Here is a 26097-nt window from a genome sequence, read left to right on the forward strand (position 1 = left end):
AATGATGGGATATATTTATTTTTCAGAAGAACAGAAGAAACGTGCAAATTCCGTTGACCTGGTAGATTTTCTATTGCGCAAGGGAGAGAAGCTACTTCCTTCCGGCAGGGACCGGCGTCTGGATTCCGACCACAGTGTGACTGTCAGAGGAAACGAATGGTATGATCACGAAATAGAAAAGGGGGGCTGTTCTATTAGCTTTGTGCAGCGGTTCTACGGACTAAGTTTTCCAGAGGCGGTCACCATGCTTTTAAACGGAGAGCAGGGCGAGGGATATAAACAGAGTGAGAGGAAAATAAAAGAGCCAACAAAGCCCTTTACCCTGCCGCCCTCTAATCCAGATATGTGCCGCGTTTTTGCGTATCTCCTAAAAAAACGTTTCCTGGATCCGAATGTGATAAATATATTTGCAAAGGCCGGATTGTTGTATGAGAGTCTGGAATATTCTGATGACAGGACAAAACAATACCACAATGCAATCTTTGTTGGAAAAGATGAAAACGGCATTGCAAGACATGCACATAAAAAAGGGATTTATACCTTTGGGAACAGCTATCGGGGAAACATAGAGAGCAGTGATCCGCGTTACAGCTTTCATTGGAAGGGAACGGACGATACCTTGTATGTGTTTGAAGCGCCAATCGACATGCTTTCCTATATTTCCCTTCACCAGGTAGGGTGGCAGCTTCACAGCTATGTTGCGTTATGTGGTGTCGGACGACAGGCAATGTTTCAGATGTTAAAGGAAAGCCCGGATATCCAGAGTATTTATTTGTGCTTGGATCATGATGTTCCCGGCATGAAAGCGGCTAAACGGATTAAGGAGGAACTGGTGGAAATGGGCTACCAGATGGTAGAGGAGAAGCGATCCATTCATAAGGATTGGAATGAAGACTGCAAAGCCACTCATGGCGAACCTGCCCAGCCGGCAGAAGATTGGATGGAGGAACCGGAGCAGGAGGTGAAAATTTTAAAGATGGCATAAAAAACAATTATAGTATTTGAAGTTTGAAAGAAGGGGGGAAAGATACTGGAGGGTCGAATGATATTATTAATCTGTGCCGGAGCCGCAATGTTTATTTTGCTTGGTCTGATTCCATTCCTGGCGAACCACTACAGCTTAGATGGAATTAAGTCAAAGACAGTGGGGGACGGTCAGTATGGCACGGCACGGTTTGCAAGCGAGGCTGAAATCAAGCAAACATTCACACATGTTCCATATGAGCCGGAACTGTGGCGTCAGGGAAAACATCTGCCGCAGGTACAGGGAATTGTGGTGGGAGGTAAATTCACCCGGACAGGTGTGACAGCCCTGGTTGATTCAGGTGACATCCATCTGCTGATGATTGGTGCGGCCGGTGTTGGAAAAACAGCAAATTTTCTTTACCCGTGTATTGAGTATGCCTGTGCCAGCGGGATGAGCTGGCTCTGCACGGACACCAAAGGTGACCTGTACCGGAACTATGCAGGGATTGCCAAAAAGTATTATGGTTACCAGATATCGATTCTGGACTTACGAAATCCAACCCGCTCCGATGGGGACAATATCCTGGGAATGGTAAACAAGTATATGGATATGTATTTGGCAGAACCGGAGAACCTGGCTTATAAAGCAAAGGCAGAAAAGTACGCGAAGATTACGGCAAAGACGATTATCAGTTCTGGAGGCGGGGATTCGGCCAGCTACGGTCAAAACGCGTTTTTCTATGATGCCGCGGAGGGACTGCTCACCAGCGTCATCCTGCTAATTTCTGAATACTGTCCAAAGGAACAGAGGCATATCGTAAGTGTGTTTAAACTGATTCAGGATCTTCTGGCACCGTCACCAGTAAAAGGAAAGAATCAGTTCCAGCTTTTGATGCAGAAACTGCCGGCGGATCACAAGGCCAGATGGTTCGCCGGTGCGGCGCTGAACACGGCAGAGCAGGCTATGGCCTCTGTGCTTTCCACTGCCATGTCCAGGCTCAATGCATTTCTTGATTCTGAGATGGAGCAGATTCTGTGCTTTGACAGCGCGATGGATACAGAAACATTCTGTAATTCTAAATCAGCTATTTTCATTGTGCTACCGGAGGAGGACACAACAAAATATTTCATGGTCAGCCTGTTCCTGCAGCAGATTTACCGGGAGATGCTTTCCATAGCGGATGAGCATGGCGGCAAGCTGCCGAAACGGGTTGTGATTTTTGGTGATGAGATTGGTACGATACCAAAGATTGAATCCCTGGAGATGTTGTTTTCGGCCGGAAGGTCCAGGCGAATCAGTATGGTGCCGATTATCCAGAGTTTTGCCCAGCTACAGAAAAACTACGGTAAGGAGGGCAGCGAGATTATTATTGATAACTGTCAGGGGATTTTGTTTGGAGGATTTGCACCGAACTCGGAGAGTGCGGAGATTCTATCAAAGGCATTGGGAAATAAGACGGTTCTGTCCGGTTCCATCAGCAGAGGGAAAAATGACCCCAGTCAGAGCCTACAAATGATTGGACGGCCGCTTATGACGCCGGATGAACTCAAGTCGCTTCCTAAAGGGCATTTTATATTGGCAAAGACCGGCTGTCATCCGATGAGGACAGAGCTACGGCTGTTTTTTAAATGGGGGATTCAGTTTGAGGAGGAGTACCAGGTAGAGCAGCATATGACAAGGCCGGTGTTTTATGCCGACCGGCTGGAATTGGAGCAGGAGATTATACACAGGCAGATGGGGGAAGATGAGGGTGATTTTGATGAACTGAGTGATTTTCCAATCGATGATAGTGAAGGAGCGCCGCCTCGTGGAATTTTGAAACGAGCTGTAAGGAATGAGGAATGCCGGCCGCCTTTGCGGACAGATTAAGGGGGTGCTTTTACGGGATTTTTTAAAGAAATTTACAATGCACAGTTACCCCACCGCGCGGTTACCGTATATATGTATTTAAAAGACCGGGCTGACCGCAATCACCAGTGCTATCCGGCGATGAGTACGATTGCTGAGGAGCTTCACTTGTCGCGCAGGACTGTGCAGCGGGCGGTTGGCGATTTGAAAAAGGCGGGGTATATAAGAACAGAACAACGCTGGAGGCCGAAAGGCGGAAAAAGTAGTTTGTTTTATACGATTCTAAAATAAATAAGCACCGCCAAGGGGGATGTATGCCTTGGCGGTGTCTTATGGTATAGGTCATAGTGGCCCAAGAAAGTGAAGGAACCAATACGGTATAGATATTATAGCAGAGAAAGGAATTAGAGATAGAGTCATTTTGTAAGTGGGCTTTGTCCTTGGAACACTAAGTGCAAAAAAGTGATTCCTATTCATTGAACCGCTTGTTTTAACAACTCCATCGTCTTACTCCTGTTCATTCCCGTTCACCCTTCTGGCAAACTCCTTGATATATGGCTTAAAGTTCTTATGTTCTACTGGCTGCGTTGCAAGAGGGATGGCGAAATCAGTTACCGTCATTGCAAAAAACTGGCTGCTGTCTTTAAAGTAAAAAGCTACTTTGCCCATCGCTCCAAGTTTTACTTCTTTCAACATGCTGGCCGTGATATGTAAGATAAAATCCGGATCTACTTCCATCTTTGTCATGGACGGGCAGGGAACAGCCATAATATACATCTCATCTTCCCGGTACCGGACAATCAGATTGGGCATATGGGAATATCCGGACTGTATCCGGTCATAACCTTTCACCGTAGAGACCGCGTCTTTCGCTCCCTGTGCCATAACAATCTCAAAGCCCGCTGTTTCCGGAACCGCGCTCTCGGAACCTTCAATGATTGACTGAATTAGCATCGCATGTTTCCGCTGTGTTTTCTTTTCCGTGAGTTTAATGAGTACAAGCGCTAATATGAGTGGAACACAAAAAAATAAAATCAGATACATCGTTTTTCTCTCCTTTTTCTTATCACTTCTTTGAAATGAATTCGTTGATTTTTTTTGCAATATCGTCCACCTGTAAACAAATCATATCTTCCACATGGTGGCTGATATCCTTGTAACCGGCTGGATTTCCTGTATAGCCGAGGGGTACGGTATTTTTTGTTTCCTCGCCTCCCTGAAGCCATTTTTGCAGTTTTGCCTGATCCAGAGATGTGGACTTTAACATTTCGGCGGTCTCTAAATCCACCAACTGGGGATAAAAATAATTCAAAACCGCTGTTTCAAACACTCCGGCATGAATATCCAACAGACCAGACTCCGTCGGCTCCGTTTCTGTAAACCATTCCATTGGATAGTCAGGATTTACTACCAGCAGAAAATCTTCATGCCTCTGCCATCGTTTCCTGAAAAATAGATGTAAACATATCTTTTTTCCTCTTATTTAATTGCTCTACCCGGGCAGGGGCATTTGTTAGATTGACCTTTTCGCAGCACACATCGCCGGAATGCAATGATGCCAATGCCAATCGCACAGCCAGCTACCTGCAGAATGCAGTCATCAATATCCACTACAAAATTAGGAAACCGGGTGCATTGATTGATCATAAATTGAGCTGGCTCAATCATTGCCACAATAAAGAAAGAACAGAGCATTGTTTTCTTAACACTTTCCTTATAAAAATTATAGTACAGAAAAAATGGCATGAAAAATGGGACAGCAAGATTTCCCACCGTATTGAGACAGCTGGTCTGCATGATGGTATGGAATGGTATCAGCTGCACTTTGCCGATGTAATAGTCTGGTGATAATGCTCTGGAAGATACCGGCCAAAGATATAGGACTATAAATATGGACGCATATCCCGACGACAACATTAACCAGAATACATGAGAGATGTTTGGATACTCCCTCTTTATGCAGTGATAGATCCACATCCAGACTCCCCAAACAGCTAATGAAGTAATAAGAATACCCATAAATGGTATTTGTTCAATATATGTCAGTATTTTACATTCCCCCTTTTTAATTATGAAGCATGATGTAAGCTTCCGGTCAAATCACAGCTTAATGTTTTGTATGAGTGTGTTCCGTCAGGTCAGGCAGGACATAATAAATATATCACAGTTATTGGTAGGTCTTGCTTCTATTTCATTACATTACCATAGGCGTTTCATGACATTCTCTTTGAATTGGTCTAGAATTATGGTAAAATTATACCCATTCGGGCAACCCCGTAACTGAATGTTACGCATGGGCGCGCTCTGCGCGATAAGGTATAACAATTTAACAAACGGATTAGGAGAATGATGATGTTGCGGATTGGTATTTGTGACGATGATCCTCATATGCTTAATTACCTCTCGGCTTTGTGTATGAAAATTCTGCCTGAAGCAGTTGTTACAGAGTATCGAGGCGGTATGGAGTTTTTAAGCAGCACCGGAAGTTTTGAAATCATTTTAATGGATGTGCGTATGGAGGGGCTGGACGGCTTAAATGTAATCAAACAGCTCCAAAACAGAATTTCAAAAAAAACGCCAAACTCGCCGGCCGTGATTTTTATTACAGCTTATGATGAATATGTATTTGAAGCGCTCGATTTATTTCCGTTCCATTATTTATTAAAGCCTCTCGATGAAGAAAAATTTGAGAAGATACTGAAACGTGCGGCAGAAAGGTATGAAAAAAAGGAAAAAGAAGAGGCTGTCTTTTTTCACACAAAAACCCGCCATTTGCATATTTATCCCAGGGACATTTACTTTGTGGAGAGTAACCTGCGGAAGGCCGTTATTAATCTGCAGCACGAGCAATTTGAAGTGTATTCTACGATGGCGGAGTTGGAAAACTTGTTTGGGGACTCTTTCTTTCGCTGTCACAGGGGGTACCTGGTGAATCTTGGAAAGGTCCAAAGCTATGACAGGGCTACGATCACACTGATTAATGGGAAGCGTGTAATTTTATCCAAGACGAAATATGCGGAATTCGTAGACGCGTATATGCGTTATTTAAAAATCAATGAGGAGTAGAATGGGCTGCTGTTATAATTCGGCAGCCCTGTACTTTTTTGTGAGTGATCTTTTCGTTACATAATCAATATAGTTTCATGGCAGTTCAGATAAACATCTCCATGTATGTGATAAAATAAGATAAGACTGCATGGAAAAAAATTGTAACGTATGCCGAGGGCCAGGATAAGAATTTTACTATTATGAGATAAGGGGAAAATGCTTTTTGCAGAAAATTTCGAGGATAATACGATATAGAGCTATAGATAATCAGGAGAAAATATGGAATGGTATGAGAAACTGAGAAAAAGTCTTTTTGTCAATAATTTCAGCCAGTACCTGCTGAAGTTTCTGGAGGACAAGGCAGGTATTGCCGGACGAAGTAATTCCGATAAGTGGAGTCTGTTTTTTGAAAAAGTAGAGTGTTGGAAAAATCGATACTGTATTTCTTCAGAACTGGTGACACTCTATGGAGTAAATGGCTGGTATGTGGATTTTAGGTTCAGCCGCTTTAAGCTGCCTGATAGCAGGGAATATCAAATAGAGGAATATGCAGCGATTCTGTTGTTCATCGATTTAGTAAACTCCTGTGATGGCGATGCAATGGAATTTGAGTGTTTAAAGAATACAGAATTTGAAGAATATTTTCAATATTATGATTATCCTGTGGAGGAGAATGCTGTGTTGTCCAAGACGCAGTTCTGTGATGAATTACAGCACTTGTACAACAGCTCTTTTGAACGGTTTCAGTATTATGTGAATCAGCCGGCAAAACAGAATCCGAACGTGATTGAAAAATTAGAGTTACAGTATCCAATCTATATAAACTATTTGGATTTTTTTAAGAGTAATATACGAGAAAGCAGTAAAATAGTACGGTTAAATTCATTTGGACGCGATGAAGATATATGGTATGTGGTACCCGTTGATTTTGCTGTATTCTTGATTGCTGTGAGAGAAATTATCTAATGGCAGAGGGTTCAACTACACTTATTAGTATAGCCAGAAAATGATAGCTGTTTGTTTTGGAAAAAGTCTGTTTAGTGCCAATTTCCAGTTTCATGAAATGATAAATTCCAGATTGCAGAGGAGATTCCTCTGGTAATAAAAAGAATAAATCATGATTTTTCAATATGTAAAGTGCCTGACTATTCATGGGTTGATATGGAAAGCGAATACTGTTTCATTGGAAAAACAGATGAGGAGAAATCCCTGGTGTGCATCACTGACTGTGTACCGGTTAATGCCATTGAGCGTGACGATGGCTGGAAAGCGTTCAGAATACAAGGGACCTTGGACTTTTCACTGATAGGAATATTATCTAACATATCAACGATATTAGCAGATCATGAAATCGGGATTTTTGCGATACCAACGTTTAATACGGACTATATTTTGACGAAAAAAGAAAATTTTGAGAAAGCGATTACGGCGTTGTCCGACGCCGGTTATGAAGAGACCTGAAATACGGAAGATGTGTAATGAATCATATATGGAAATGTAATGAAAAGAACTGCAGGCTTTTCTGGCAGACGGTATAATTACCATATGAAATTCTGTCGGAAAGAAGAAAACTTGTGATGAAATACAATCGGCCATCCGGGAAAGTTTTTCCGGGTGGTTTATTTGTATTTTTAGTATGCATGTAAGCATGAGGCACTACAGGCTCTTGTGTATACGCAGCGGGAAAGACAGTTTGACGGACGCGTTACCATGTCTGTTTTTTCTTTGTATGGCAGCACTGTATGCTTGCTTTTTGCTATGCTATACATTTGTTTGGCATGGCAGCTTTTTTTCTGGTATCAGGAGTCTTGACGATGCTCTATACATACAGGATGAAAACAGAAAAATGAAACGGGAAAGTTGGGAATGGATATGGATCTAATAGACAAGAGTCTACTTTGCGCTGCATGGTATGGGCAAGTGGGAGTTCTCAGAAGCATTCAGGGATTGTATGGATTTCATGAAGCACATCACGGTCTGACTATCAGGAATCAACAGCGCAAAGCTGTGTGGGGGGGGCATGAAGGGGACTCTTATGTTGAGTAACACTGTTAAGAATGTAATCTATATTGTTTTTTGCTTTATCAGTATAATCTATCTGCCTGTTAAACCTGGCATGTTTGAACTGGGGTTACTGGCGGTGTTCTTGTTCTTCTTTGCCCTCCCCGTATTGCTTGAGGGGTGGCTGAACAGATATGAAAGAAAAGGCAGGAGAAAGAGCCGAAAACGGAACTATGATGAAGCAATCCTGTATTTCAGGAAGAGCTATGCATTTTATGGGCGTCATGCCTGGGCAGAAGTATGCCGGCGCTGGTGCTGGCCTTTTCGGAAAAAGAATACGGGGCAGGAGGAGGCCGTTGCCCAGATGCTTCTGTGCTATTTAAACTTAGGGCAGCGCAGCAAGGCTCTTGAATGTAGAAAAGAACTGCAGGAAAAATGGCCCGAAGGTCTGACCGGGAGTGAGGATTTTTCTTTTTTAGAGGTTTTGGAGGATGGAAATTACCAGGAGTTCCAAAGAGAAAATGAAGAACAGATGATGGCTGCTCTGTCGGGCTTATTGAAGCCGGGAGAAGAATTTGAGCTTTGTTTTTATGGCGTCACAGACAGACGTGGGAAAACGGGCAGAAGGTGGAAAAAAAGGCCCAGTTTTGTGGGCCTTAGCGGAAGTGATCTATTCATTGCCGTCTTAAAACGGCCGTCAATGGAAGAAACAGCGTGGACAGAACGGTATTCGCTTGATATCAGGCATGTAAAAAAGAAAGTTCGTTTTTCAGATTGGTGTATCTTTGAGATCCTGTGTGTGAATGGGGATCGATTAAGGGTTCAATGCCTAAAGATGCTGGCAGCGAATCAGTATGCGGGGCAGGAGGAGAATGTCAGACGGTTTGAAGATGCTCTGCACCGCCTGGAGATACGTCCGAAGGACTGTTCAACATGAGATGGAAAAGCAGGAGTTTGCAGAGCGCATGAATGGAAGAAAGGAGCAGGAATCATCATATGGAGTTATTTAAAACAACAGGAGTTCTTGATGAACCGATCCTGAGAGAGGTCGCTAAATGGGGAATTCCTAAATTAGAAAAAAGAGCAGCAATTATTTGTTTCATAGTCAGTCTCGTCCTCAGTGGGGCAAGACACCCTGCACTTGCGGCGGTTTTCTTTTCTGTCGGTTTGTTTTTTGTATTATGGCAGTACGTCCTGTTCCGCTGGATAACAGTAAAAAGGAATCTGCGCGATATGCAGGACTTCAATGGGGTAATGGGCTATCAATATACCAGCTGGTTTGATGAAGATGGACTGGCAGTGATAAATCAAACCAACCATGGGGAAGGAAAATTCAAGTATGCCTTTTTAAAACGGGTTTTTGAAACAGAACATATTTTGGCTTTACAGACGAAACGCAATCAGTTTGTTCCGATTTTCAAAAACGAGTTGAGCTTGGAAGAATTAGACGAGTTGACGGTATTTTTAAAATCGCGGAACAAAAAAATTAAAATTTACCGTTTGAAGAAACGAAAACAGAAAGGGATTCAGAAAGCATAATAACGGAGAAATGCAATTATGGCGCTATTAAGAAAGTTATTTAAGAAAAAAGAGGATTCTTCCAGGCAGGAAACGGGATTTCAGAATGACAATGTTATTATGGGGTTTGTACTTTTAAAAACACCTGAAATTGAGGAAAGAAAATTAACGGAAGCAATTCTATATGGATCAGGATCGCAAAATGGCCAGGACAAGCGGGCTGACGGATTTTGGATATCCAGATGTCTGTATCTACAATACCCATCAGGAACCGGAAATTCTTTACCAACAGTTATATTTGATAGCGATTGAAGAGATTACCGGAAAAAGTATTTATAGGAATGGTGATCAGATAAGGATAAGTGATGGGATGGAGGCTGTCTGTAAATTGAATGATGACGTTTTGTATATAATTGGAACTTAAAAGGCTTTAAACAGGATACCAACAAATTTGCTGTCTTGCAGGAAAAAGGACTTTTGAATACCATTACACCTGTTTTATTTGTGGTGGGAAGGTTAGAGGCATATTATGAAAAGAAGAAAATCATATATTATACCGGTAGGGTGTATCCTTGCATTTATGCTTCTGGCCGTAATTGGGATTATGTGTGATGGCAGTCGGGGTCTTCAACGTATGCTGTCAGATTCCATTCATCAGACATTAAATGAGACGGCGGGACAGCAGACCTTTAATCTTCATCAGAAGATAGAAGCAGATATCAGCGCGCTGAATAATATTGCCTTGCAGCTGGAAAAACTCCCACAAAAGGAATTAGATTCCTATTTGGATCAGGTTATACAAAATACAGGGTTCAGTGTTCTTGCGCAAGTAGGTACAGATGGTGTTGGAATTGATAATAAAGGAAACAAGCTGGAGGTTTTTGACGATGCCCTCTTTCGACAGGTCATGAAGGGAGAAACTGTAGTTGGCGATGTGGAGGACTCTCTTTTTGCAGATAAAACAGTTATCCCTGTTATGGTTCCTGTTATACCAGATGACGCGGGGACGCCAATCGCTGTCCTGATTGGAGGTTATACTCCTCAAAAATTGAATAACCTTTTCCTCCCTTCCTTCGATGGAAAAGGGGTAACCTACATGGTCAGTATGTCTGGCAGCGTAGTTCTCCCAACGGATGATACCGGCAGCCAGGACGTCCCGTTTGAAAATGCAAGGGATTATATGAAGGTGATAAAAGGAAGCAATCAGGAATGCGTGTTGTCGGATATCCAGCAGGGAAAATCCGGGCATATGGTATTTGATATAAACGGAATAAGATGGCACTGCCACTACAATCCGGTAGGATATGGCGGCTGGTACATATTCACCCTGTTACGCCATGACATTGGAACGGCCTATGCCACGGAAATCACCTCCAGGCTTACAGCCGCATCGGGGCTGGTTCTTATTTGCTTGCTGGTTTGCGGGCTGCTGATTATGCGGCAGCAGAGAAGACATATGGCTATTCTGGAGAAAGTGGCGTATTATGATGAGTTGTGTAAATGTCCCAATCTTTCCAGGTTTAAGCTGGATGTCCAGAAATTCATAGATGACCATCCGGAAGATATGGTTTTAATGACCAAATTTGATATCAGGGGATTTAAACTTCTTAATAAAATATTAGGGGAAGATGTTGGAAATACGGTTCTTATAACGATTGCCGCCACTTTAGAGCAGGAAAGAAAAATCAAATGTTATTGCAGGGCTCACGATGATGAATTTTATGTATTTTTATGCTGCCCTACTCCAGAAGAACTGGATATAGCCAGGGCAAATGTCTGGAATCAATTTTTTGAGCACATGGGAACGGGGTTTTCATATCCGATAGAGGTAATAGAAGGCCGTTATTTTATGTCGTTTGATAACTGCAGGAGTGCAGTTGAGGCCGTGGAAAAAACAAATATAGCCCATGGCAAAGCAAAAGAACTCGGGGAAAAAGTCTGTACATATGATGAGGAGCTTGTCAAGCAGGCATTATGGAAACAGCAGGTTGAACATCAACTGGATGCCGCGCTTGAAAATGGTGAATTCAAGATCTATTTACAGGCTCAGTATAGTCTGAGTGATGAAAAGCTGGCCTCGGCAGAGGCACTGGTACGCTGGGAAAAGGAGGGGATTTTAATTCCTCCGAACGATTTTATTCCTATCCTGGAGCAGAAGGGCCTGATTACAAAACTGGATTTCTATGTATTTGAACAGGTGTGCAGGGTGATGCAAAAATGGGAGAATGAAGGAAGACCCCCAATAGAAATTGCAGTGAATTTTTCCCGCAGGCACCTGGAAAATTTGGATTTTATTCAGGACTTATGCGGTCTGGCGGATCAATATGGAATCCAGCATCACTTATTGGTTGTTGAGCTGACGGAAACTGCCATGTGGGATAATGAGAAAATCATAATCCAAATGGTTGAGCAGCTTCATAAAAATGGATTTCTGATGGCAATGGACGACTTTGGCACAGGTTATTCTTCCTTAAGCCTGCTGAAAAACCTGCCGGTAGATATCATGAAAATAGACAGAAGCTTCTTTTCTGATAATCAATATAGGGACCGGGCCAGGATATTGATTTCTAATGTCATGAACATGGCAAAGCAACTGGGGATGGTTACGGTGGCAGAAGGGATAGAGGAGAAAAGGCATATTGAGTTTCTGCGGCAGGTGAGCTGTGATAAAGTGCAGGGTTACTATTTTGCGAGGCCGGTTCCTGCTGAAAGCTTCTGGACAGGAATGGAGGAAGATGCGGAAAAGGGAAAATAACATGCTGTTTCTGCCGGCGGCAGCGCGATTGTCCATGAATATTGCCACATCCACAGCCTTGGCAGGCCATGACGCAGCGATTTTGTTCAAATTGAATTTAAAGGAATCAAATGAAAATGAGAACTTACAAAATAGATGCTTTTATTTCCCAAAGTAATAGTCAACGCTACATAACAAGATTTGGTGGACAGCCAGATTGGATTGCAGTCCCCCATTGGCCAGTTAGTCTTCCATGGGATAATCGTCCATTAAAATTTATAGGACAGATACGATTAAATGATTTTTATGAAGAGTTGAAAGATTTGACTTTAGCATATATTTTTATGACACAGCCGGAAGATGAGGCTGACCCATTTTTTGACCCAGACATAATTTATCCTGATGAGGGAGAAAATGCAATCATCATTCAACCTAATGGAAAAATCCCGGAATATATTCATACAGAAAATTTTTGTGTTGGTCCAACAGTTGATAGCGAGGCTATATGGATTCCCCAAATAACGGAAAACGAAGAGATATCCACCACGGAATTCAAACAAATAGATGTAGATAAATTTTGCGGTATCCCCGCTTTTTTTCAAAATAGTAAAGTTGAATCCGATAACATTCTATTATTGCAGCTACATACAAATTGGTTGCCATTTTATATAAACGCTGGAGGTGCACCAACAATGTTTACATTTATCAATGGCAAGAAAGATGGGGGCTTTATTCTGATTGAAGACATGTAACACCTACAATACCAATTTACTGAATGATATGGGCAAATGTAACAGATTATGAGAATAGGGTACAGTACGCATTGTTGGTTATAAGGCGTACCCGTTAAGTTGGAGGAAAAATATAGCTATGGGAAATTATGGTGACCTATGGAATGATTACGCTATTGCTACTGTTTGAAAACTGAGCGAACTAAATGGAGACTGGAGCAAATTGGACAATGATGAACAGGAAATAGCCGCTTTATGGAAATTATAAGTTGATATATATAACAGAGGATTTATACAGTTCTTTTGCAACTGGGGATATGAATGCTTTTGCTATGCAATGCGTGGCTTAAAACGTATTGGCGATGATAGTCTTTATGAACTACTGAATGATCAGTATTATGATGTTTTAGAAAAATTCAAAGAAGATTCCCGCTTGTCCTGTTCCTTGTATGATCCTGATGTTCATGGCTAGCATGATTTTGAACATGAAATATGGAAATTAGGACCTTGTAAATTTGAATTTGATAAGGAGAAAATTGGCATATGAAGTTTAATGAAAAAGACCTTCATTTATTGATAGATGGAATGGGTATTGTGTTTTACTCACCTGAAACAAATAAAAATATTCCTGAAGGTTGTAATTTCTTTGAAGAAGAATATTCAAATCCGGAGGATGTGGCAGAGCATATCAAGAAGGGCGATGTAGTAGGTTTCTGTACGGGAAGTAGTGGCGAGTTCATACTCAAGTTCAGAGAGGGCTACCCGGAAGAAAAATTAATGGCGGAATATCCTGTTATAATTCGCTTAGGTATTGATATTCAAGATGAAAAGTTATGCGTAATTGACTTGTTCTGGTTGATGGAGTGGGAAGCAGAGTGTCCTACAGAACAAATTGTCCCTATAGATACAGGATATTATCACATAACATTATGTACAAGGAAACCTGATTCGGGAATTTGGGGCAATCAGCAGACTATATTTGTGTATTTGAACAGATTGGATTCCATGCCGGAATTGGCATGGCCTGGTGTGCCTATGCTGCTTCCACAGTGATTAATTGGCTGCGCAACTCCCAGTTTATCGGACGGAAAATTTAAATTTGGAGGAATAAATTACGATTACAATAAATGAAGTCAAACAGATCATTAGTAAATTATCTTGGAAAAATATATCAGGTTCAGACGATGATCTGATCGACGATATATCTTGCATTATATATAGAAATGATGTATTTGATTGTGGCGATACGACTATAAACAGCAGACATACAGATATAGAATTTTCGTTTGGTGAACATTGCGAAATACATGAAAATTCCCCTGCATTTCAGTTTATTTGTTCCCTATGCGATAGAGGGAAGGAAAACAAAGTTGATTGAGTATTTAAAATTGATAGAGGAATATATGGAAAAATCAAACGTACTACTTGGGCAACTTTGTAGCATTCTTCAAGTTGCCCAGGATGAAAAATTGTTTAGCAGCTTAATTGATATGCAGACAGAGCTTCATTCTGTTCTCATAGATAAAAAATGGAAAGTGCGAATGCATGGGGAAGATATTGCCTTTATAAGTGATTCAAGCAAGTTTGAAATTAACCTTATAGATAATCGTATTGTCACTATGAGTTTCTTCCATTGCTATCTCCAAAGTAACGGGGAATGTGATATTAATAGGACAAAGCGCTTCTTTAGGGATTTAGTCAAGCAGGGCTACGCAGTTCAAATTGAACCTCACAGCGGATACCAATATTTAATAACGCTATAAGTATGAAGTTTTTTATAGCACACCAAGTGAGAATAACCTCCAATGCTACAATTCCAGCTTGTCGGGTAGAAAATTTGAAGTTGCTGAGGAGATAGTGCTTGAAAAATCCGAAAACCAGAGGTCAAAAAAGAAAGCTAAATAGATTATTAAATGATATCAATAAAATTCAACTATCATTTGACTGTGTAGGAGAATATGAACATTATCATGTACCTTGTGGATGGTGGATTTCAGAACGTAAAACAAGCAGTACAGTAAAAACTGAATTCTGTAAAAAGTGGCTGGATAAAACACAAGAAATAATAAATTCCAAACCTCAAAATGATAAGTTTTGTAGAATTGTTGCTGATATAACAAGTCCTGATTTTTGGAATTCTCAAATTTCCCCGCAAGGTGGTTTTATCTGATAAAAGACAATTTGAGTTAGGAAAAGGAGAATCATAAATTATGAGAACAGCCCAGATGGAAGCGGCAAAAAATTCTATGGTGGAGTGGTTATCTCACTCACAGGTACTCGGTAAAGTTCCCACGAAGATTGAATGTACAGGAACATTTGACTTGCATGGAATGCGATATTACATATTTAAATACAAAAGAAGCCTCCTGGGAAAATGGCTGCTGGGGGTGTGCGGCGGCTACGAGGGGGAAGCGCTGGAACACTGCGGCCATGTCTACAGCAATATGGAGGAATACCATGAGGCGGCTTCTGTGAAAGCAGCCACAGAGATTGTGGAACAACTCCGAGCCTATTGGATGGAGCAGGCAAAACAGGAGGAAAGGCGCAAGGAGAACAGTGGAAAATTTGCTGGTTTTGTCTTATTATCAGAGCCCTGCTGGGATAAGCAGCAGCTAATTTTAGACCTGAAAGAAAAATGGGATTTGGATGTGGCGGAGGATGAAGATGATAAGGGAAACGATGTCCCCCTGGTGTTTTATATTGGTAATATGACCGCTGCGGCCAGCCTGATGCCTGCTCCAGTTCCCGATGGCGAAGCAGAGAAAAATGCGGAAAACAATTATATGTGGCCGGAAGCTGTGAATACAGCTAGAGCGCATAAGGCACATCTCTTAGTCGCTGTGCTGGGCAAGGAAGAAAATCTTTTGGAACGCGGCAAGCTCTTTACCAAGATTGTCTCCTGCTGCTGTAGGCAGAAAAACGCTACCGGTGTCTATACCAGCGGAGTTGTGTTTGAGCCGCGCGTTTATGAGGGTTTTGCGGATATGATGAAGGAGGATGATCTCCCTGTCTTTAACTGGATCTGGTTTGGACTTTACCGAAGTGAGAAGGGCGTATGCTGCTACACCTATGGCATGGATATATTTGGAAAGGACGAGATGGAAGTGTTGGACGCCAAAGCCGAGCCATCAGAGGTACGGGACTTCCTGGTCAGTCTGGTATCCTATGTTCTGGAATATGATGTAATCCTGCGTGACGGGGAGACCATCGGCTTTACAGCGGACGATAAGCATACCATCACCTTAAACGAGGGTGTTTCCCTGCCGGGAATGACCTTGAAAATCGGTTTTCAGGAGTCATGACAGCAGTCTGTCTTTGGAACTGCTCTATAGTTTGAGCATATTAAGGATAGCTCAGAAGAAGGGCCAAATGAATCCGGTGAATGCCATATCTACCAGCAGCGTTCAAATACACAATACCAATACGTCCGCTGTGCCGCAGGAGAAGGCAGAACGGGAGCTGGACGCATTTTCCAGAGTTGATATTTCCGTAGAACTATCGGATGTGTCTTTTCGGCCTGCTGATAGTTATGGGATAGAACTGCTGTGGTACAATCAACAGTTAAATCCGACTTATCGAGTGGACAACGGAACACTTGTAGTCACTTCACCTGAACATGGAAAACTTTCTTTTGACAAGGAGGTTCCAAATGGTCAAATTATTGTATATTTGCCTGAAGCAGTTCACTTGGACAAAGTTTCTGTCAAAACGGACATGGGGAGCATATAAATTGCGGATAAGGAAATCGGTGTTCTAACTATAGAGTGTGATGCTGGAAAGACTGTTCTGAATCGCGTATCAGCTCAGACGATGGAACTATCTAATGAAATGGGTTCTGTTATGATTGACAGCAGTACAGGAGTCAAAACCACGGATATACAATGTGATGCAGGCGATATTGAAATAACAGGAGATATTCAGGGCAAAATAAATCTGAACAATGATATGGGGCATGTTATAATCAAAACAACAACGGCTGCTGCGTTCATCAACTCTAATCTGACGGTAGATATGGGAACATTGCTGGTAGATGGCAGGGAATATAAAGAGGACTTCACCCAAAATGGTGAGCCGTATTCGATCTGGGCAAGGACTAAAATGGGTAAGATGGAAGTCTATCATTTAACTGCCATTGATAAAGAAGCTACGGTCAGAAACCCATAAGGTGATTGGTAGCAGTTGGAGTGTTTGTAGCTTTTGCAAATAAATAAAAGTCAAAGCCTTTGCAGGCATACTAGGAGGAGGTGTTCTAATGAAAATAGAAATAGGGAAAGCATTTCCACAGTATTTCAAACCCTTATACCCAGAGGAATTTGAATTATTTTCACATTTCGAAACGACAGCAGGCATACCAACCGTTTTATTTGCAATCACGACTTGGAAAGAAAACGGAAAGCCGAATGTCTGTTTTCACGCATGGAGTTGTTTTCATGGCGATAAGACAGCTTTTTTTGCTGTCATGGGAAACCTTTATCAGCATACCCATACCTATGCAAATATTCAAAGAGAAAAGTGCTTTTGTATCAATTTTTTGCCGATAAGCTGTTATGATAAGCTGGTAGATACCATTAACCATAACGATTACGACGCAGATGAATTTTCAGTGGGAAATTTTTCTGTTGTAAATGCCAAAACCATTCATGCCCCCATGATACAGGAAGCATTTGTAAACATAGAGTGTACCTTAAAAGAAACACAGGATTTAAGCGGTGCAGGTATTACGTCAATGATCATTGGACAGGTACAGCATATTTCTGTTGAAGAAGAATATGCACAGGGGTATGAAAAACGATATAGAAAAGATGGTTTTATGATGTTGATTCCTGCCCCACAGGACTTGAAAACCGGAGAACCTAATCAATCAGCGATTGCGACGGTAAACATTGAAAAGTATGATTGATAAATTGGAATTTGTGAAGGAGATAATAGAATGGATATAAGTGAATTTTTATGGACAAGAGAACCACAGAAATCAACTGTTACAGAAGAGAAAATTGAGATTATTACAGAGCCACATACAGATTTATGGCAAAGAACTTATTACCATTTCAGAAATGATTCTGCGCCAGTGCTGCAAATGAAAACGTCTGAGAAGTATTTTTCATTTATAGTTAAAACAGAATTTGAAAGCAAAAATAGATTTGACCAATGTGGAGTTATCATTTATTTGGATAGCGATAACTGGATAAAGGGTTCTATTGAGTATGAAAATGAAAGTTTTCAGCACCTTGGAAGTGTTGTAACTAACAACGGCTATTCGGATTGGGCAACGACAGAAATTGATGCTTCAATTAAATCTATGTGGTATAGGTTAAGCAGACGAGATGATGACTTTTGTATTGAGTGTTCAGTAGATGGCGTAAAATTTCAGCAGATGCGTATTTGTCATTTGTTTCATGTAAGAGATGAAATACAGTTTGGAGTGTATGCTTGTAGCCCGGAAGATTCTTCATTCAAGGCAACATTTACTGATTTTGAGGTAATCGAATGTAAATGGCTTGCACATGATGGACAGAAGCCAGATGAGATATAAAAAATCCCAGTTCGTGGGATTGGAAAATTTTAATTTATTAATGCACCGTATTCATGTAGAAAGCTACTATGCGATATAGTTATTTTTAAATAGTTGAATAAAAAGCATCATTAAAAATGTTTTTGGAGAGGAATTTGGTAATAATCAATGATAAATTTAAAAGAAATATTATTTCCTAAAGAAGTAAAACCAATAAGACTGTTTGGATTTCGTGTTTTTAATATAGGCGGCCGAGTAAGATGGCTGCTAAATTTGTTTAAGAAATAGCCAAGTGATGGTAAAAACAAATCTAAAGTTGTACCGTTGCGAAGATAAAGAGGAGGAAGGTTCAGATGGAAGATTTCAATGATGTTGCCAAGAGTATTGCGGAAAACGCAGTGCAGTATGCCATGCACAGCGGAATAACCCTTGATTATACAAGAGAAAGCGCTAAAGATGTCGATGATTTTCTCGGAGTCTGCCATGACTGTCTTGACGAGTACGACAGTGACGATGGCGCAAAAACTTTGTGGAATGTTGCGGTTCTGTTCGGAGCATATATTGGGGAGACGCTCTTGCGCTCCGGGCTGGCTGAAAAGGGTTTTGTCTGGATCGAGGACGATGGACTTCCTGTCCTCGGTATTCCCGGCAGCGGAACTACCGTTTCACCGCTTACCAAAGCTCACAAGCGGATTCTTAACGGTGCGGACGACGGTATTGAAAGCTTTGTTGACGTGGTGTTCTCTGTCGTAGAAGGTGAGATGCCGAAAACAGGAGTGCTTCGAGTGCCTGATGTTGAAACGGCAAGCGGTGAAAAAGCCGAAAGAATTACCTTTGAAGAAGTGGATTATTACATATCCCTTGTTGCGGAGGGCAAAGAAGATTATGTGGTTTTTGAATCTCATGACGGATTTTTTCAGTTCTACGGTGTCGGAAATCAGTTCGTCTGCGAGGCCCGGTTCAATCTGGGAGGACGCAGGGCGTATGCACTGATAAATCCCGACTGCACGAATACCGAACGCGTAGATCTTGTCACACCGTTCGGTAAATATACCCCAAAAGAGCGGGATATTATTTCTCTTGAACAGCTTCAAATAGCCGTGCGGGAGTATTTTTCCAATCTTGAGGAAGCGGACTTTCTCGCCAAAATTCCGCATAAGGTAATAGAAATGTAGATTTTTCGTTTCCTGATAGAAGGGATAACGCTCTGCAGTAAAAAATATCCCTCTGCAAATAAAATCCCCTGCTTGACAGGTAGATGATAAAGTGCTACCCTGTAATAGACAGACAGTCGGTCTATGGAGAGGAGATGGAAAATATGAGAATTGTCAAGGAAGCAACGGAACGGAAAAATGAAATATTGGATGCGGCGGCGGTTTTGTTTATGAAAAAGGGTTTTGACAATACCAGCACCAATGATATTTTAGACGCAGTGGGGATTGCAAGGGGCACCCTTTATCATCACTTCAAGTCCAAGGAGGATGTGATGGATGCGCTCATTGACCGGCAGATGGAGAAAATTTTGTCAGCGGCCCGACAGGCAGCGGCAGATCGGAGCGTCCCGGTGGAGGAACGGATTATCCGCACCATTACCGCACTTCACATTGGTGAGGAAGGAAGTCCCATGACGGAACATCTCCATAAGCCGCAAAATGCGCTCATGCAGCAAAAAATCAATCAGATCACGATGCGTCAGGTTCCTCCTATCCTGGCGGGCATCATAGAAGACGGCATTCAGGAGGGGCTGTTTGAAACGCCTTACCCCCTTGCGTGTATGGAATTGGCGGTCATCTATCTGAAAACGGTTCTTGACGATGGTGTTTTTGAGTTGACGGAGCCGGAAGCTGCCACCCGTATTGAGGCATTTACATTTCATCTGGAACGGATGCTGGGTGTGGAGCAGGGGCGGCTGAACTTTTTCACGAAACTGTTTGAAAAAAAGGAGGAGCTTTGAATTCATCCAAAAAGCAATTCAGAAAGTTTTTGCTGCTCTGGTCCGGCGACTTTATCTCCGCCATTGGGAGCGGGCTGACCGCCTTTGGCTTGGGGGTCTATCTATTTCAGCAGACCGGGCAGGTGTCTTATATGGCCCTTGTCACATTGCTTGCCTTTTTGCCCTCACTGCTTTTAAGCGTCCCCGCCGGGGTGCTTGCCGACCGCTATGACCGCAGGCTCCTGATGGTGATTGGCGACAGCTTCTCAGCTATCGGCCTTTTGTATATCCTTGTCTGCCTGACGCGAGGCGAGGCGAGGGTTTGGCAGATCTGCGTGGGAGTCGCTGTCAGCTCAGTATTCACTTCTCTTTTGGAGCCTTCCTATAAAGCGACCATCACCGATCTGCTCACGCCGGAGCAGTACAGCAAGGCCAGCGGCCTGGTTCAGGTGGCGGGGAGCGCCAAGTATTTAATCTCTCCCATTTTAGCGGGCTTCCTTCTGACCATTTCCGATATCCGGCTGCTGCTTGTTTTGGATATCGCCACCTTTTTCGTTACCGTTACCACCACTCTGGCGGTGCGCAAAGGGCTTCCCAGCAAAAAAACCAATCAGGCTGCATCCTTTGTTTCAGAGTTTAAAGATGGCTTCCGGGCCGTCACAGGAAAAAAGGGCCTCATGACGCTGGTGGCCATGGGGTCTGTCGTTACATTCTGCCTGGGCATCATCCAGACACTTGCCTCACCGATGATCCTCAGCTTCGCGGGCAGCGATACACTTGGAACACTCATGACCGTCATCGCTCTGGGGATGCTGGCGTCCAGCCTCGTGCTGGGCGGGCTCTCCATCAAAAAAGGCTATGCCCGGATGCTCAGCATCTCCCTGTTTGGCTCGGGCGTCTTTATGGCGGTATTCGGCCTGCGGGAAAATATCTGGATAATTGGGATTTCCGGCTTCCTGCTATTCGCCATGTTTCCTTTCGCCAACGCAAGCCTTGACTTTTTGCTTCGGACGAATATTGACAATGACTTGCAGGGCAGGGCGTGGGGGCTGATCGGGTTCATCTCCCAGCTTGGCTACGTGGCGGCCTATGCCCTATCCGGGGTATTGGCAGATTACTTATTTACACCTCTGCTGCTCCCCGGCGGCGCGCTGGCGGGAACGGTGGGGACGGTTTTCGGAGTCGGCGCCGGACGAGGAATCGGCTTTCTCATCACAATGGCGGGACTGCTTCTCTGTGTAACCGCAGTATTCCTTTTGGGAATCAAATCGATTCGGGGACTGGAGAAAGGGAGCGCTTATGAAAAGCAGAATGATTTGGAATGACATCGCCAGAAATAAAGCGGTAGCGCTGATGCTCCTGCTGTTCATCGGTGTGGCGGCCATGCTGCTGTCGTCAGCGGCCGTTCTTGGAGTGAACCTGTCCGGTTCCATCGACCGGCTGATGCAGGACGCCAGGACACCGCACTTTATGCAGATGCACACCGGCGAACCGGAGCTTGACAGGCTCGAAGCCTTCGCCGCCGGGCAGGCGCATGTTTCGCAGTTTCAGGTTGTCCGATTCCTCAATATGGACAATGACAGCATTGAAATAAACGGAGGAACTCTTTCCGGCTCACTGCAGGACAACGGATTCTGCACACAGAGCGGGCAGTTCGATTTTCTCCTGGATTCTGACAGCGTCCCGGTCTACCCTGCGGACGGTGAGCTGTACGCGCCTGTTTTCTACAGCAGGGACGGCGTGATGAAGTTGGGCGATACCATTTCCATCCACGGGCTGCGGTTTACCGTTGCCGGTTTTATCCGGGATTCCCAGATGAACTCCGCCCTCGCGTCTTCCAAACGGTTTGTGGTGAGCGAGGCGGATTACGCCCGTCTGGAGCCGTTTGGCGCGGTGGAATACCTGATTGAATTCCGTCTCGACGATCTGTCCCATTTAGGAGCGTTCACTGCCGCCTACAGCGCGGCCGGACTTCCGGCCAATGGCCCCGCGCTTACCTGGCCGCTGTTTCGCATGATGAGCGCCATTTCGGACGGTATCATGATTGCGGTGGTTCTGCTGGTGGGCATCCTCGTGATCCTGATCGCGCTCCTGTGCATCCGATTTACGCTCCTTGCTAAAATCGAGGATGACTACCGGGAAATCGGCACGATGAAAGCGGTCGGGATGCGCGTTTCTGACATCCGCAGTCTGTACCTCTCCACCTATGGGGCGACCTCGGCGGCAGGTTGTGTTCTGGGGTTTGGACTCTCCCTGCTGCTCGTTCGCCTGATGACCGGGGGTATCCGCCAAAACCTTGGAAACAGCGGCAACGATACGGCCGCGTTTCTGCTCGGTTTGGCCGGTATCCTTATCCTGTTCCTTTTAGTGCTTCTCTACGTGAGCGCCAATCTGCGGCGGTTTGGCAGGATTTCCGCTGCCGAAGCCATTCGGTTCGGAATGGCGGGGCAGAACCAGACGGGCGCGAAAACTGTCCGGCTGGGCGGAAGCATGCCCATCAACCTGTTTCTCGGCATGCAGGATGTATGGATCAGGAAGCGGCTCTATGGGACGATGTTCATTGTCGTGATTCTGGCGGTATTTATCATGATTGTGCCGCAAAATCTGTATCACACCATCTCCGCGAAGGATTTTATTACCTACATGGGGGTGGGGCGCTGTGATCTGCGCATGGATTTGCAGCAAATTGATCGGATGGGGGAAAAAGAGGCGGATATTGCAGCCTGTCTGAAAGCGGATTCGGCGGTTTCCGAGTTTGCCGTGCTGACGACGAAAACCTTTGGCGTCAGGCTGGAGGACGGAACCACGGAAAATAGTAAAGTGGAGCTGGGCGACCATGGGGTGTTCCCGGTAGCGTGTGTGAGCGGGCGGATGCCGCTCTCGGAACGGGAGATTTCCCTGTCCGTCCTTTGCGCGGAGGAATGGGAAAAAGAGGTCGGCGATGAGTTGACCCTGGTGACCGCCGATGGGGAGAAATCCCTGACGGTCTGCGGGATTTACTCGGACATCACAAACGGTGGAAAGACGGCGAAAGCGGTTTTCTCCGACGATTCCACCAAGACGGTATGGAGCACCGTCTGCATCAGCCTGAAGGATCCGAACCAGCTTGACAGAAAAAAAGCCGAATATGGGAGCCGCTTCCCGTTCGCCAAGGTATCAGGCATCGAGGACTATATCGCGCAGACTTTTGGGCAGACGCTGCGCAGTGTACGAACCGCGTCGCTGGTGTCCGTTGTTGTCGCCGCCGCGATTACGCTGCTTGTCACGCTGCTGTTCCTAAGGCTTTTGGTGGCAAAGGACCGCTATTCCATTGCGGTGATGAAAGCGATGGGCTTTACCGATACGGACGTTAAAAAACAGTACCTGTGGCGGGCCGTCACCGTGCTGGCCGTTGGGATTGTCTGCGGCACGGTTCTTGCCGGAACGCTGGGCGAAAAGCTGGCGGCGGCAGCGATATCCATGATCGGGGCGGCGGCATTCCGATTTGTCGTGAACCTGCCTGCAACGTACCTGTTTTGCCCGCTGATCCTGCTGTTCACGGCGCTCACCGCCATTGCGATGGGAACGGCGGCAATCCACGATATCCGGATTTCACAGGCCATAAAGGAGTAGAGTATGAGCAAATTATTAGTGTGTGAAAAAATCGAAAAATCATTTGGAAACGGGGACGAGCGCCGCAAGGTGCTGGACGGCGTTTCGGTGGAAATAGGGGCTGGGGAATTCGTGGCGGTGATGGGGGCCTCCGGCTCCGGGAAATCGACGCTGCTCTACGCGCTCAGCGGCATGGACGGGATTGACAGGGGAGAAGTCACATTCGAGGGGAAACCGCTGTCCGGACTTTCGGACGACGCGCTGACGGACCTGCGCAGAACGAAGATGGGCTTCGTTTTCCAGCAGCCCACTTTGCTTAAAAATCTGAACATTCTCGACAACATCCTCCTGCCCCAGATGCGGGATCACCGCAGGGATGCGAAAAAGCTGACTGTCCGGGCCAGGGCCCTGATGGAGCAGGTCGGCATCGCGGATCTGGAGCAGCGGGACGTCACACAGGTTTCCGGCGGCCAGCTCCAGCGGGCGGGCATCTGCCGTGCGCTGATGAGCAGCCCGAAAATCGTGTTTGCGGACGAACCGACAGGCGCACTGAACTCGAAGTCCTCCGATGAAATCATGGCGCTTTTTTCGGGAATCCATCGGGCCGGCACCACCATTCTATTGGTAACGCATGACGCAAAGGTCGCGGCGAGGGCGCAGCGGGTGCTGTTCATGCAGGACGGTAAAATTGTGCGAAATCTTGCACTGCCAGGGGCTGGTTCTGGGAACCTCTCATGGAACACGGAAAAAGTTCTGTCAGAAATGAAGTGTTTGAACATTTAATGTAAAATACCTGATCCAACCACAATGAGATGAAGAAATTTATATACAAGGAGGCCGCCTATGGTTGATATAGAGAACGATTACAATACTAGATTAGATGAATTGCGGAGGCGAATCAAGTCTCCCAGGAATTTTCAATCTGCGATGGAACTGGCGCTTGAAATCCATGCAATGACTCACACCGGCGAGGTTTCTTCCAGTTCTGTACCTACGTTTTGTGACGAATTATTGGATGGACTGGAGGACGAGGATTACAGCATCATGCCTACCGAAAAGGATGAAACCATTGCGTGGCATTTATGGCATATCGCAAGAATCGAAGACCTGGTGGGTAACCTTCTGATTGCAGAAAGGCCGCAGATATTTAATGATGAATGGATGGAACGGCTGAACATTTCCGTAAAGGACACTGGGAATGCCATGACGGATGATGAAATTATCGGCTTTAGTAAACAGGTAAAAAAGCAGGAGTTAATCAATTACCGGAACGCAGTAGGGCGTCAGACCCGAGAACTTTTAAAAGCATTGACGCCCGGTGATCTGAAACGGAAACCTTCTGACGAGTCTTTGGCACGACTGGTCAGTGAGGGTGGTCTGCTGGAGGTGAAAAAATCCATATGGCTTAAGAAGTTTTGGGGGAGTTATACCGTTACGGGACTCATTCTTCTGCCATTGACACATCATCATATGATTCATTTACCGGACAGTGTGAGGATTAAGGAATTTGTTGAAAAATCACGCAGTGGAACTCTATGATACAATGGCTTCAACAAAGTTTGTGACATCAGAGAACACAAAATATTCGACCTTTTCGTGCAGAGCACATCCATGCGGAGCATTGAGTTACGGTGTGCCCGGATGGGTATGAATTACTTTGGAGGGAATACAATGACTGAAAAAGAAATGTGGGCAGCCTATATTCAGGAAAACCCATCTTACAAGGAACAATGTTATGAAGCGTGGTGCTATGGCAGCAAAACACCGGATTTACTGGCAGAATTGACGGCATCGGGAACGAAAACGGCTACTGCATCTGCCTATCCATTTTATGAATATGAAAAATGCGAATTGCCCAAAGTGGGAGAGCACAATGTCATACTGCGTACCAATGGGGAAGCTGTGTGTGTCACAAAGACGACCCGCGTTTCTGTAGTGCCTTTTATGCAGGTGAGTGCGGAACATGCCTATAAGGAGGGAGAAGGAGATAGGAGCTTAACATACTGGAGAACGGTTCACGCGCAGGCATTCGCGGATGAACTGGCAGAGATCCATATGAATTTTTCAGAAGATATGCTTGTTGTCTGCCAAGAATTTCAAGTGGTTTTTCTACCCATTGGCAGGTAAGAAAGAAGCTGTGGCTGAGGTATATTGATCATGACAGGCTGATGCATGTCAGAGAGTGCTCACAAATTCATGAGAAATGCGACACGC

At 44.4% G+C, this 26097-nt stretch carries 28 protein-coding genes and 1 pseudogene; 27 read left to right on the top strand and 2 right to left on the bottom strand.

Annotated elements, in window-relative coordinates; all coding sequences use genetic code 11:
* Positions 1-4: 4 nt before the first annotated feature.
* The 3 genes from V3C10_07140 to V3C10_07150 are packed head-to-tail and all read left to right on the top strand — an operon-like array spanning position 5 to position 3106.
* Complete coding sequence (locus tag V3C10_07140; protein WVP64590.1) at positions 5-985, top strand: DUF3991 and toprim domain-containing protein; 981 nt, start codon at positions 5-7, stop codon at positions 983-985.
* 57 nt (positions 986-1042) lie between these two features.
* Positions 1043-2836, top strand: a complete 1794-nt coding sequence (locus V3C10_07145) for a type IV secretory system conjugative DNA transfer family protein (GenBank protein WVP63576.1) — start codon at positions 1043-1045, stop codon at positions 2834-2836.
* Between the two features lie 30 nt (positions 2837-2866).
* The gene (locus tag V3C10_07150; GenBank protein ID WVP64591.1) at positions 2867-3106 is read left to right on the top strand and encodes a helix-turn-helix domain-containing protein; all 240 of its coding nucleotides are present in this window, start codon (positions 2867-2869) and stop codon (positions 3104-3106) included.
* A 216-nt stretch (positions 3107-3322) separates the two neighbouring features.
* On the opposite strand, the gene V3C10_07155 is transcribed toward V3C10_07150, so the two are convergent.
* Together V3C10_07155 and V3C10_07160 are read right to left on the bottom strand one after the other, a co-directional pair.
* Positions 3323-3769 (bottom strand): hypothetical protein, encoded by a 447-nt coding sequence (locus tag V3C10_07155; GenBank protein ID WVP63577.1) that lies wholly within the window; start codon positions 3767-3769, stop codon positions 3323-3325.
* Positions 3770-3881: 112 nt separating this feature from the next.
* A complete protein-coding gene (locus V3C10_07160; GenBank protein WVP64592.1) occupies positions 3882-4298 on the bottom strand; it encodes a creatininase family protein in 417 nt (138 codons plus the stop codon).
* 35 nt (positions 4299-4333) lie between these two features.
* Between V3C10_07160 and V3C10_07165 the strand changes: the two genes are divergently transcribed.
* The 24 genes and pseudogenes from V3C10_07165 to V3C10_07280 all read left to right on the top strand — a co-directional run bounded on the left by V3C10_07165 (position 4334) and on the right by V3C10_07280 (position 26010).
* Positions 4334-4663, top strand: a complete 330-nt coding sequence (locus tag V3C10_07165; protein ID WVP63578.1) for a hypothetical protein — start codon at positions 4334-4336, stop codon at positions 4661-4663.
* A 498-nt stretch (positions 4664-5161) separates the two neighbouring features.
* Positions 5162-5881, top strand: a complete 720-nt coding sequence (locus V3C10_07170; GenBank protein WVP63579.1) for a LytTR family DNA-binding domain-containing protein — start codon at positions 5162-5164, stop codon at positions 5879-5881.
* A gap of 261 nt (positions 5882-6142) precedes the next feature.
* Positions 6143-6829: a hypothetical protein gene (locus V3C10_07175; protein ID WVP63580.1), complete on the top strand. Its 687-nt coding sequence runs from the start codon at positions 6143-6145 to the stop codon at positions 6827-6829.
* A 129-nt stretch (positions 6830-6958) separates the two neighbouring features.
* Positions 6959-7324: an ACT domain-containing protein gene (locus V3C10_07180; protein ID WVP64593.1), complete on the top strand. Its 366-nt coding sequence runs from the start codon at positions 6959-6961 to the stop codon at positions 7322-7324.
* Positions 7325-7898: 574 nt separating this feature from the next.
* A complete protein-coding gene (locus tag V3C10_07185; protein WVP63581.1) occupies positions 7899-8801 on the top strand; it encodes a hypothetical protein in 903 nt (300 codons plus the stop codon).
* 59 nt (positions 8802-8860) lie between these two features.
* Positions 8861-9403 carry a YcxB family protein gene (locus tag V3C10_07190; protein ID WVP63582.1) on the top strand — a complete coding sequence of 181 codons (543 nt, stop codon included), beginning with the start codon at positions 8861-8863 and terminating at the stop codon, positions 9401-9403.
* 18 nt (positions 9404-9421) lie between these two features.
* Positions 9422-9694 (top strand): hypothetical protein, encoded by a 273-nt coding sequence (locus tag V3C10_07195; GenBank protein WVP63583.1) that lies wholly within the window; start codon positions 9422-9424, stop codon positions 9692-9694.
* Between the two features lie 217 nt (positions 9695-9911).
* The gene (locus V3C10_07200) at positions 9912-12137 is read left to right on the top strand and encodes an EAL domain-containing protein (GenBank protein ID WVP63584.1); all 2226 of its coding nucleotides are present in this window, start codon (positions 9912-9914) and stop codon (positions 12135-12137) included.
* A gap of 116 nt (positions 12138-12253) precedes the next feature.
* Complete coding sequence (locus tag V3C10_07205; protein WVP63585.1) at positions 12254-12868, top strand: DUF1963 domain-containing protein; 615 nt, start codon at positions 12254-12256, stop codon at positions 12866-12868.
* A gap of 522 nt (positions 12869-13390) precedes the next feature.
* Positions 13391-13900, top strand: a complete 510-nt coding sequence (locus tag V3C10_07210; protein ID WVP63586.1) for a hypothetical protein — start codon at positions 13391-13393, stop codon at positions 13898-13900.
* 317 nt (positions 13901-14217) lie between these two features.
* Entirely contained in the window at positions 14218-14610 is a 393-nt protein-coding gene (locus V3C10_07215; protein WVP63587.1) for a hypothetical protein, read from the top strand.
* Between the two features lie 98 nt (positions 14611-14708).
* On the top strand, positions 14709-15017 hold the full coding sequence (locus V3C10_07220) for a DUF3916 domain-containing protein (protein ID WVP63588.1): 309 nt from the start codon (positions 14709-14711) through the stop codon (positions 15015-15017).
* Positions 15018-15381: 364 nt separating this feature from the next.
* Positions 15382-16137: pseudogene (locus tag V3C10_07225) on the top strand (DUF4261 domain-containing protein).
* A 79-nt stretch (positions 16138-16216) separates the two neighbouring features.
* Positions 16217-16576: a DUF4097 domain-containing protein gene (locus V3C10_07230; GenBank protein WVP63589.1), complete on the top strand. Its 360-nt coding sequence runs from the start codon at positions 16217-16219 to the stop codon at positions 16574-16576.
* A 30-nt stretch (positions 16577-16606) separates the two neighbouring features.
* Entirely contained in the window at positions 16607-17011 is a 405-nt protein-coding gene (locus V3C10_07235) for a DUF4097 family beta strand repeat-containing protein (protein WVP64594.1), read from the top strand.
* A gap of 88 nt (positions 17012-17099) precedes the next feature.
* Positions 17100-17747 carry a flavin reductase gene (locus V3C10_07240; GenBank protein WVP63590.1) on the top strand — a complete coding sequence of 216 codons (648 nt, stop codon included), beginning with the start codon at positions 17100-17102 and terminating at the stop codon, positions 17745-17747.
* A 30-nt stretch (positions 17748-17777) separates the two neighbouring features.
* Positions 17778-18380, top strand: coding sequence for a DUF1349 domain-containing protein (locus tag V3C10_07245; protein ID WVP63591.1), 603 nt, complete (start codon positions 17778-17780; stop codon positions 18378-18380).
* A gap of 332 nt (positions 18381-18712) precedes the next feature.
* The gene (locus V3C10_07250; GenBank protein WVP63592.1) at positions 18713-19534 is read left to right on the top strand and encodes a hypothetical protein; all 822 of its coding nucleotides are present in this window, start codon (positions 18713-18715) and stop codon (positions 19532-19534) included.
* A 143-nt stretch (positions 19535-19677) separates the two neighbouring features.
* Complete coding sequence (locus V3C10_07255) at positions 19678-20313, top strand: TetR/AcrR family transcriptional regulator (protein WVP63593.1); 636 nt, start codon at positions 19678-19680, stop codon at positions 20311-20313.
* The gene (locus V3C10_07260; protein ID WVP63594.1) at positions 20310-21617 is read left to right on the top strand and encodes an MFS transporter; all 1308 of its coding nucleotides are present in this window, start codon (positions 20310-20312) and stop codon (positions 21615-21617) included. The genes V3C10_07255 and V3C10_07260 overlap by 4 nt, the downstream gene beginning before the upstream one ends.
* On the top strand, positions 21592-23904 hold the full coding sequence (locus tag V3C10_07265; GenBank protein ID WVP63595.1) for an FtsX-like permease family protein: 2313 nt from the start codon (positions 21592-21594) through the stop codon (positions 23902-23904). The genes V3C10_07260 and V3C10_07265 overlap by 26 nt, the downstream gene beginning before the upstream one ends.
* A gap of 3 nt (positions 23905-23907) precedes the next feature.
* A complete protein-coding gene (locus tag V3C10_07270; protein WVP63596.1) occupies positions 23908-24666 on the top strand; it encodes an ABC transporter ATP-binding protein in 759 nt (252 codons plus the stop codon).
* Positions 24667-24726: 60 nt separating this feature from the next.
* Positions 24727-25422, top strand: coding sequence for a DinB family protein (locus V3C10_07275; GenBank protein ID WVP63597.1), 696 nt, complete (start codon positions 24727-24729; stop codon positions 25420-25422).
* 132 nt (positions 25423-25554) lie between these two features.
* On the top strand, positions 25555-26010 hold the full coding sequence (locus tag V3C10_07280; GenBank protein ID WVP63598.1) for an ASCH domain-containing protein: 456 nt from the start codon (positions 25555-25557) through the stop codon (positions 26008-26010).
* Positions 26011-26097 lie beyond the last annotated feature (87 nt).

This window comes from [Clostridium] symbiosum, from assembly GCA_036419695.1.
Lineage (GTDB): Bacteria > Bacillota > Clostridia > Lachnospirales > Lachnospiraceae > Otoolea > Otoolea symbiosa_A.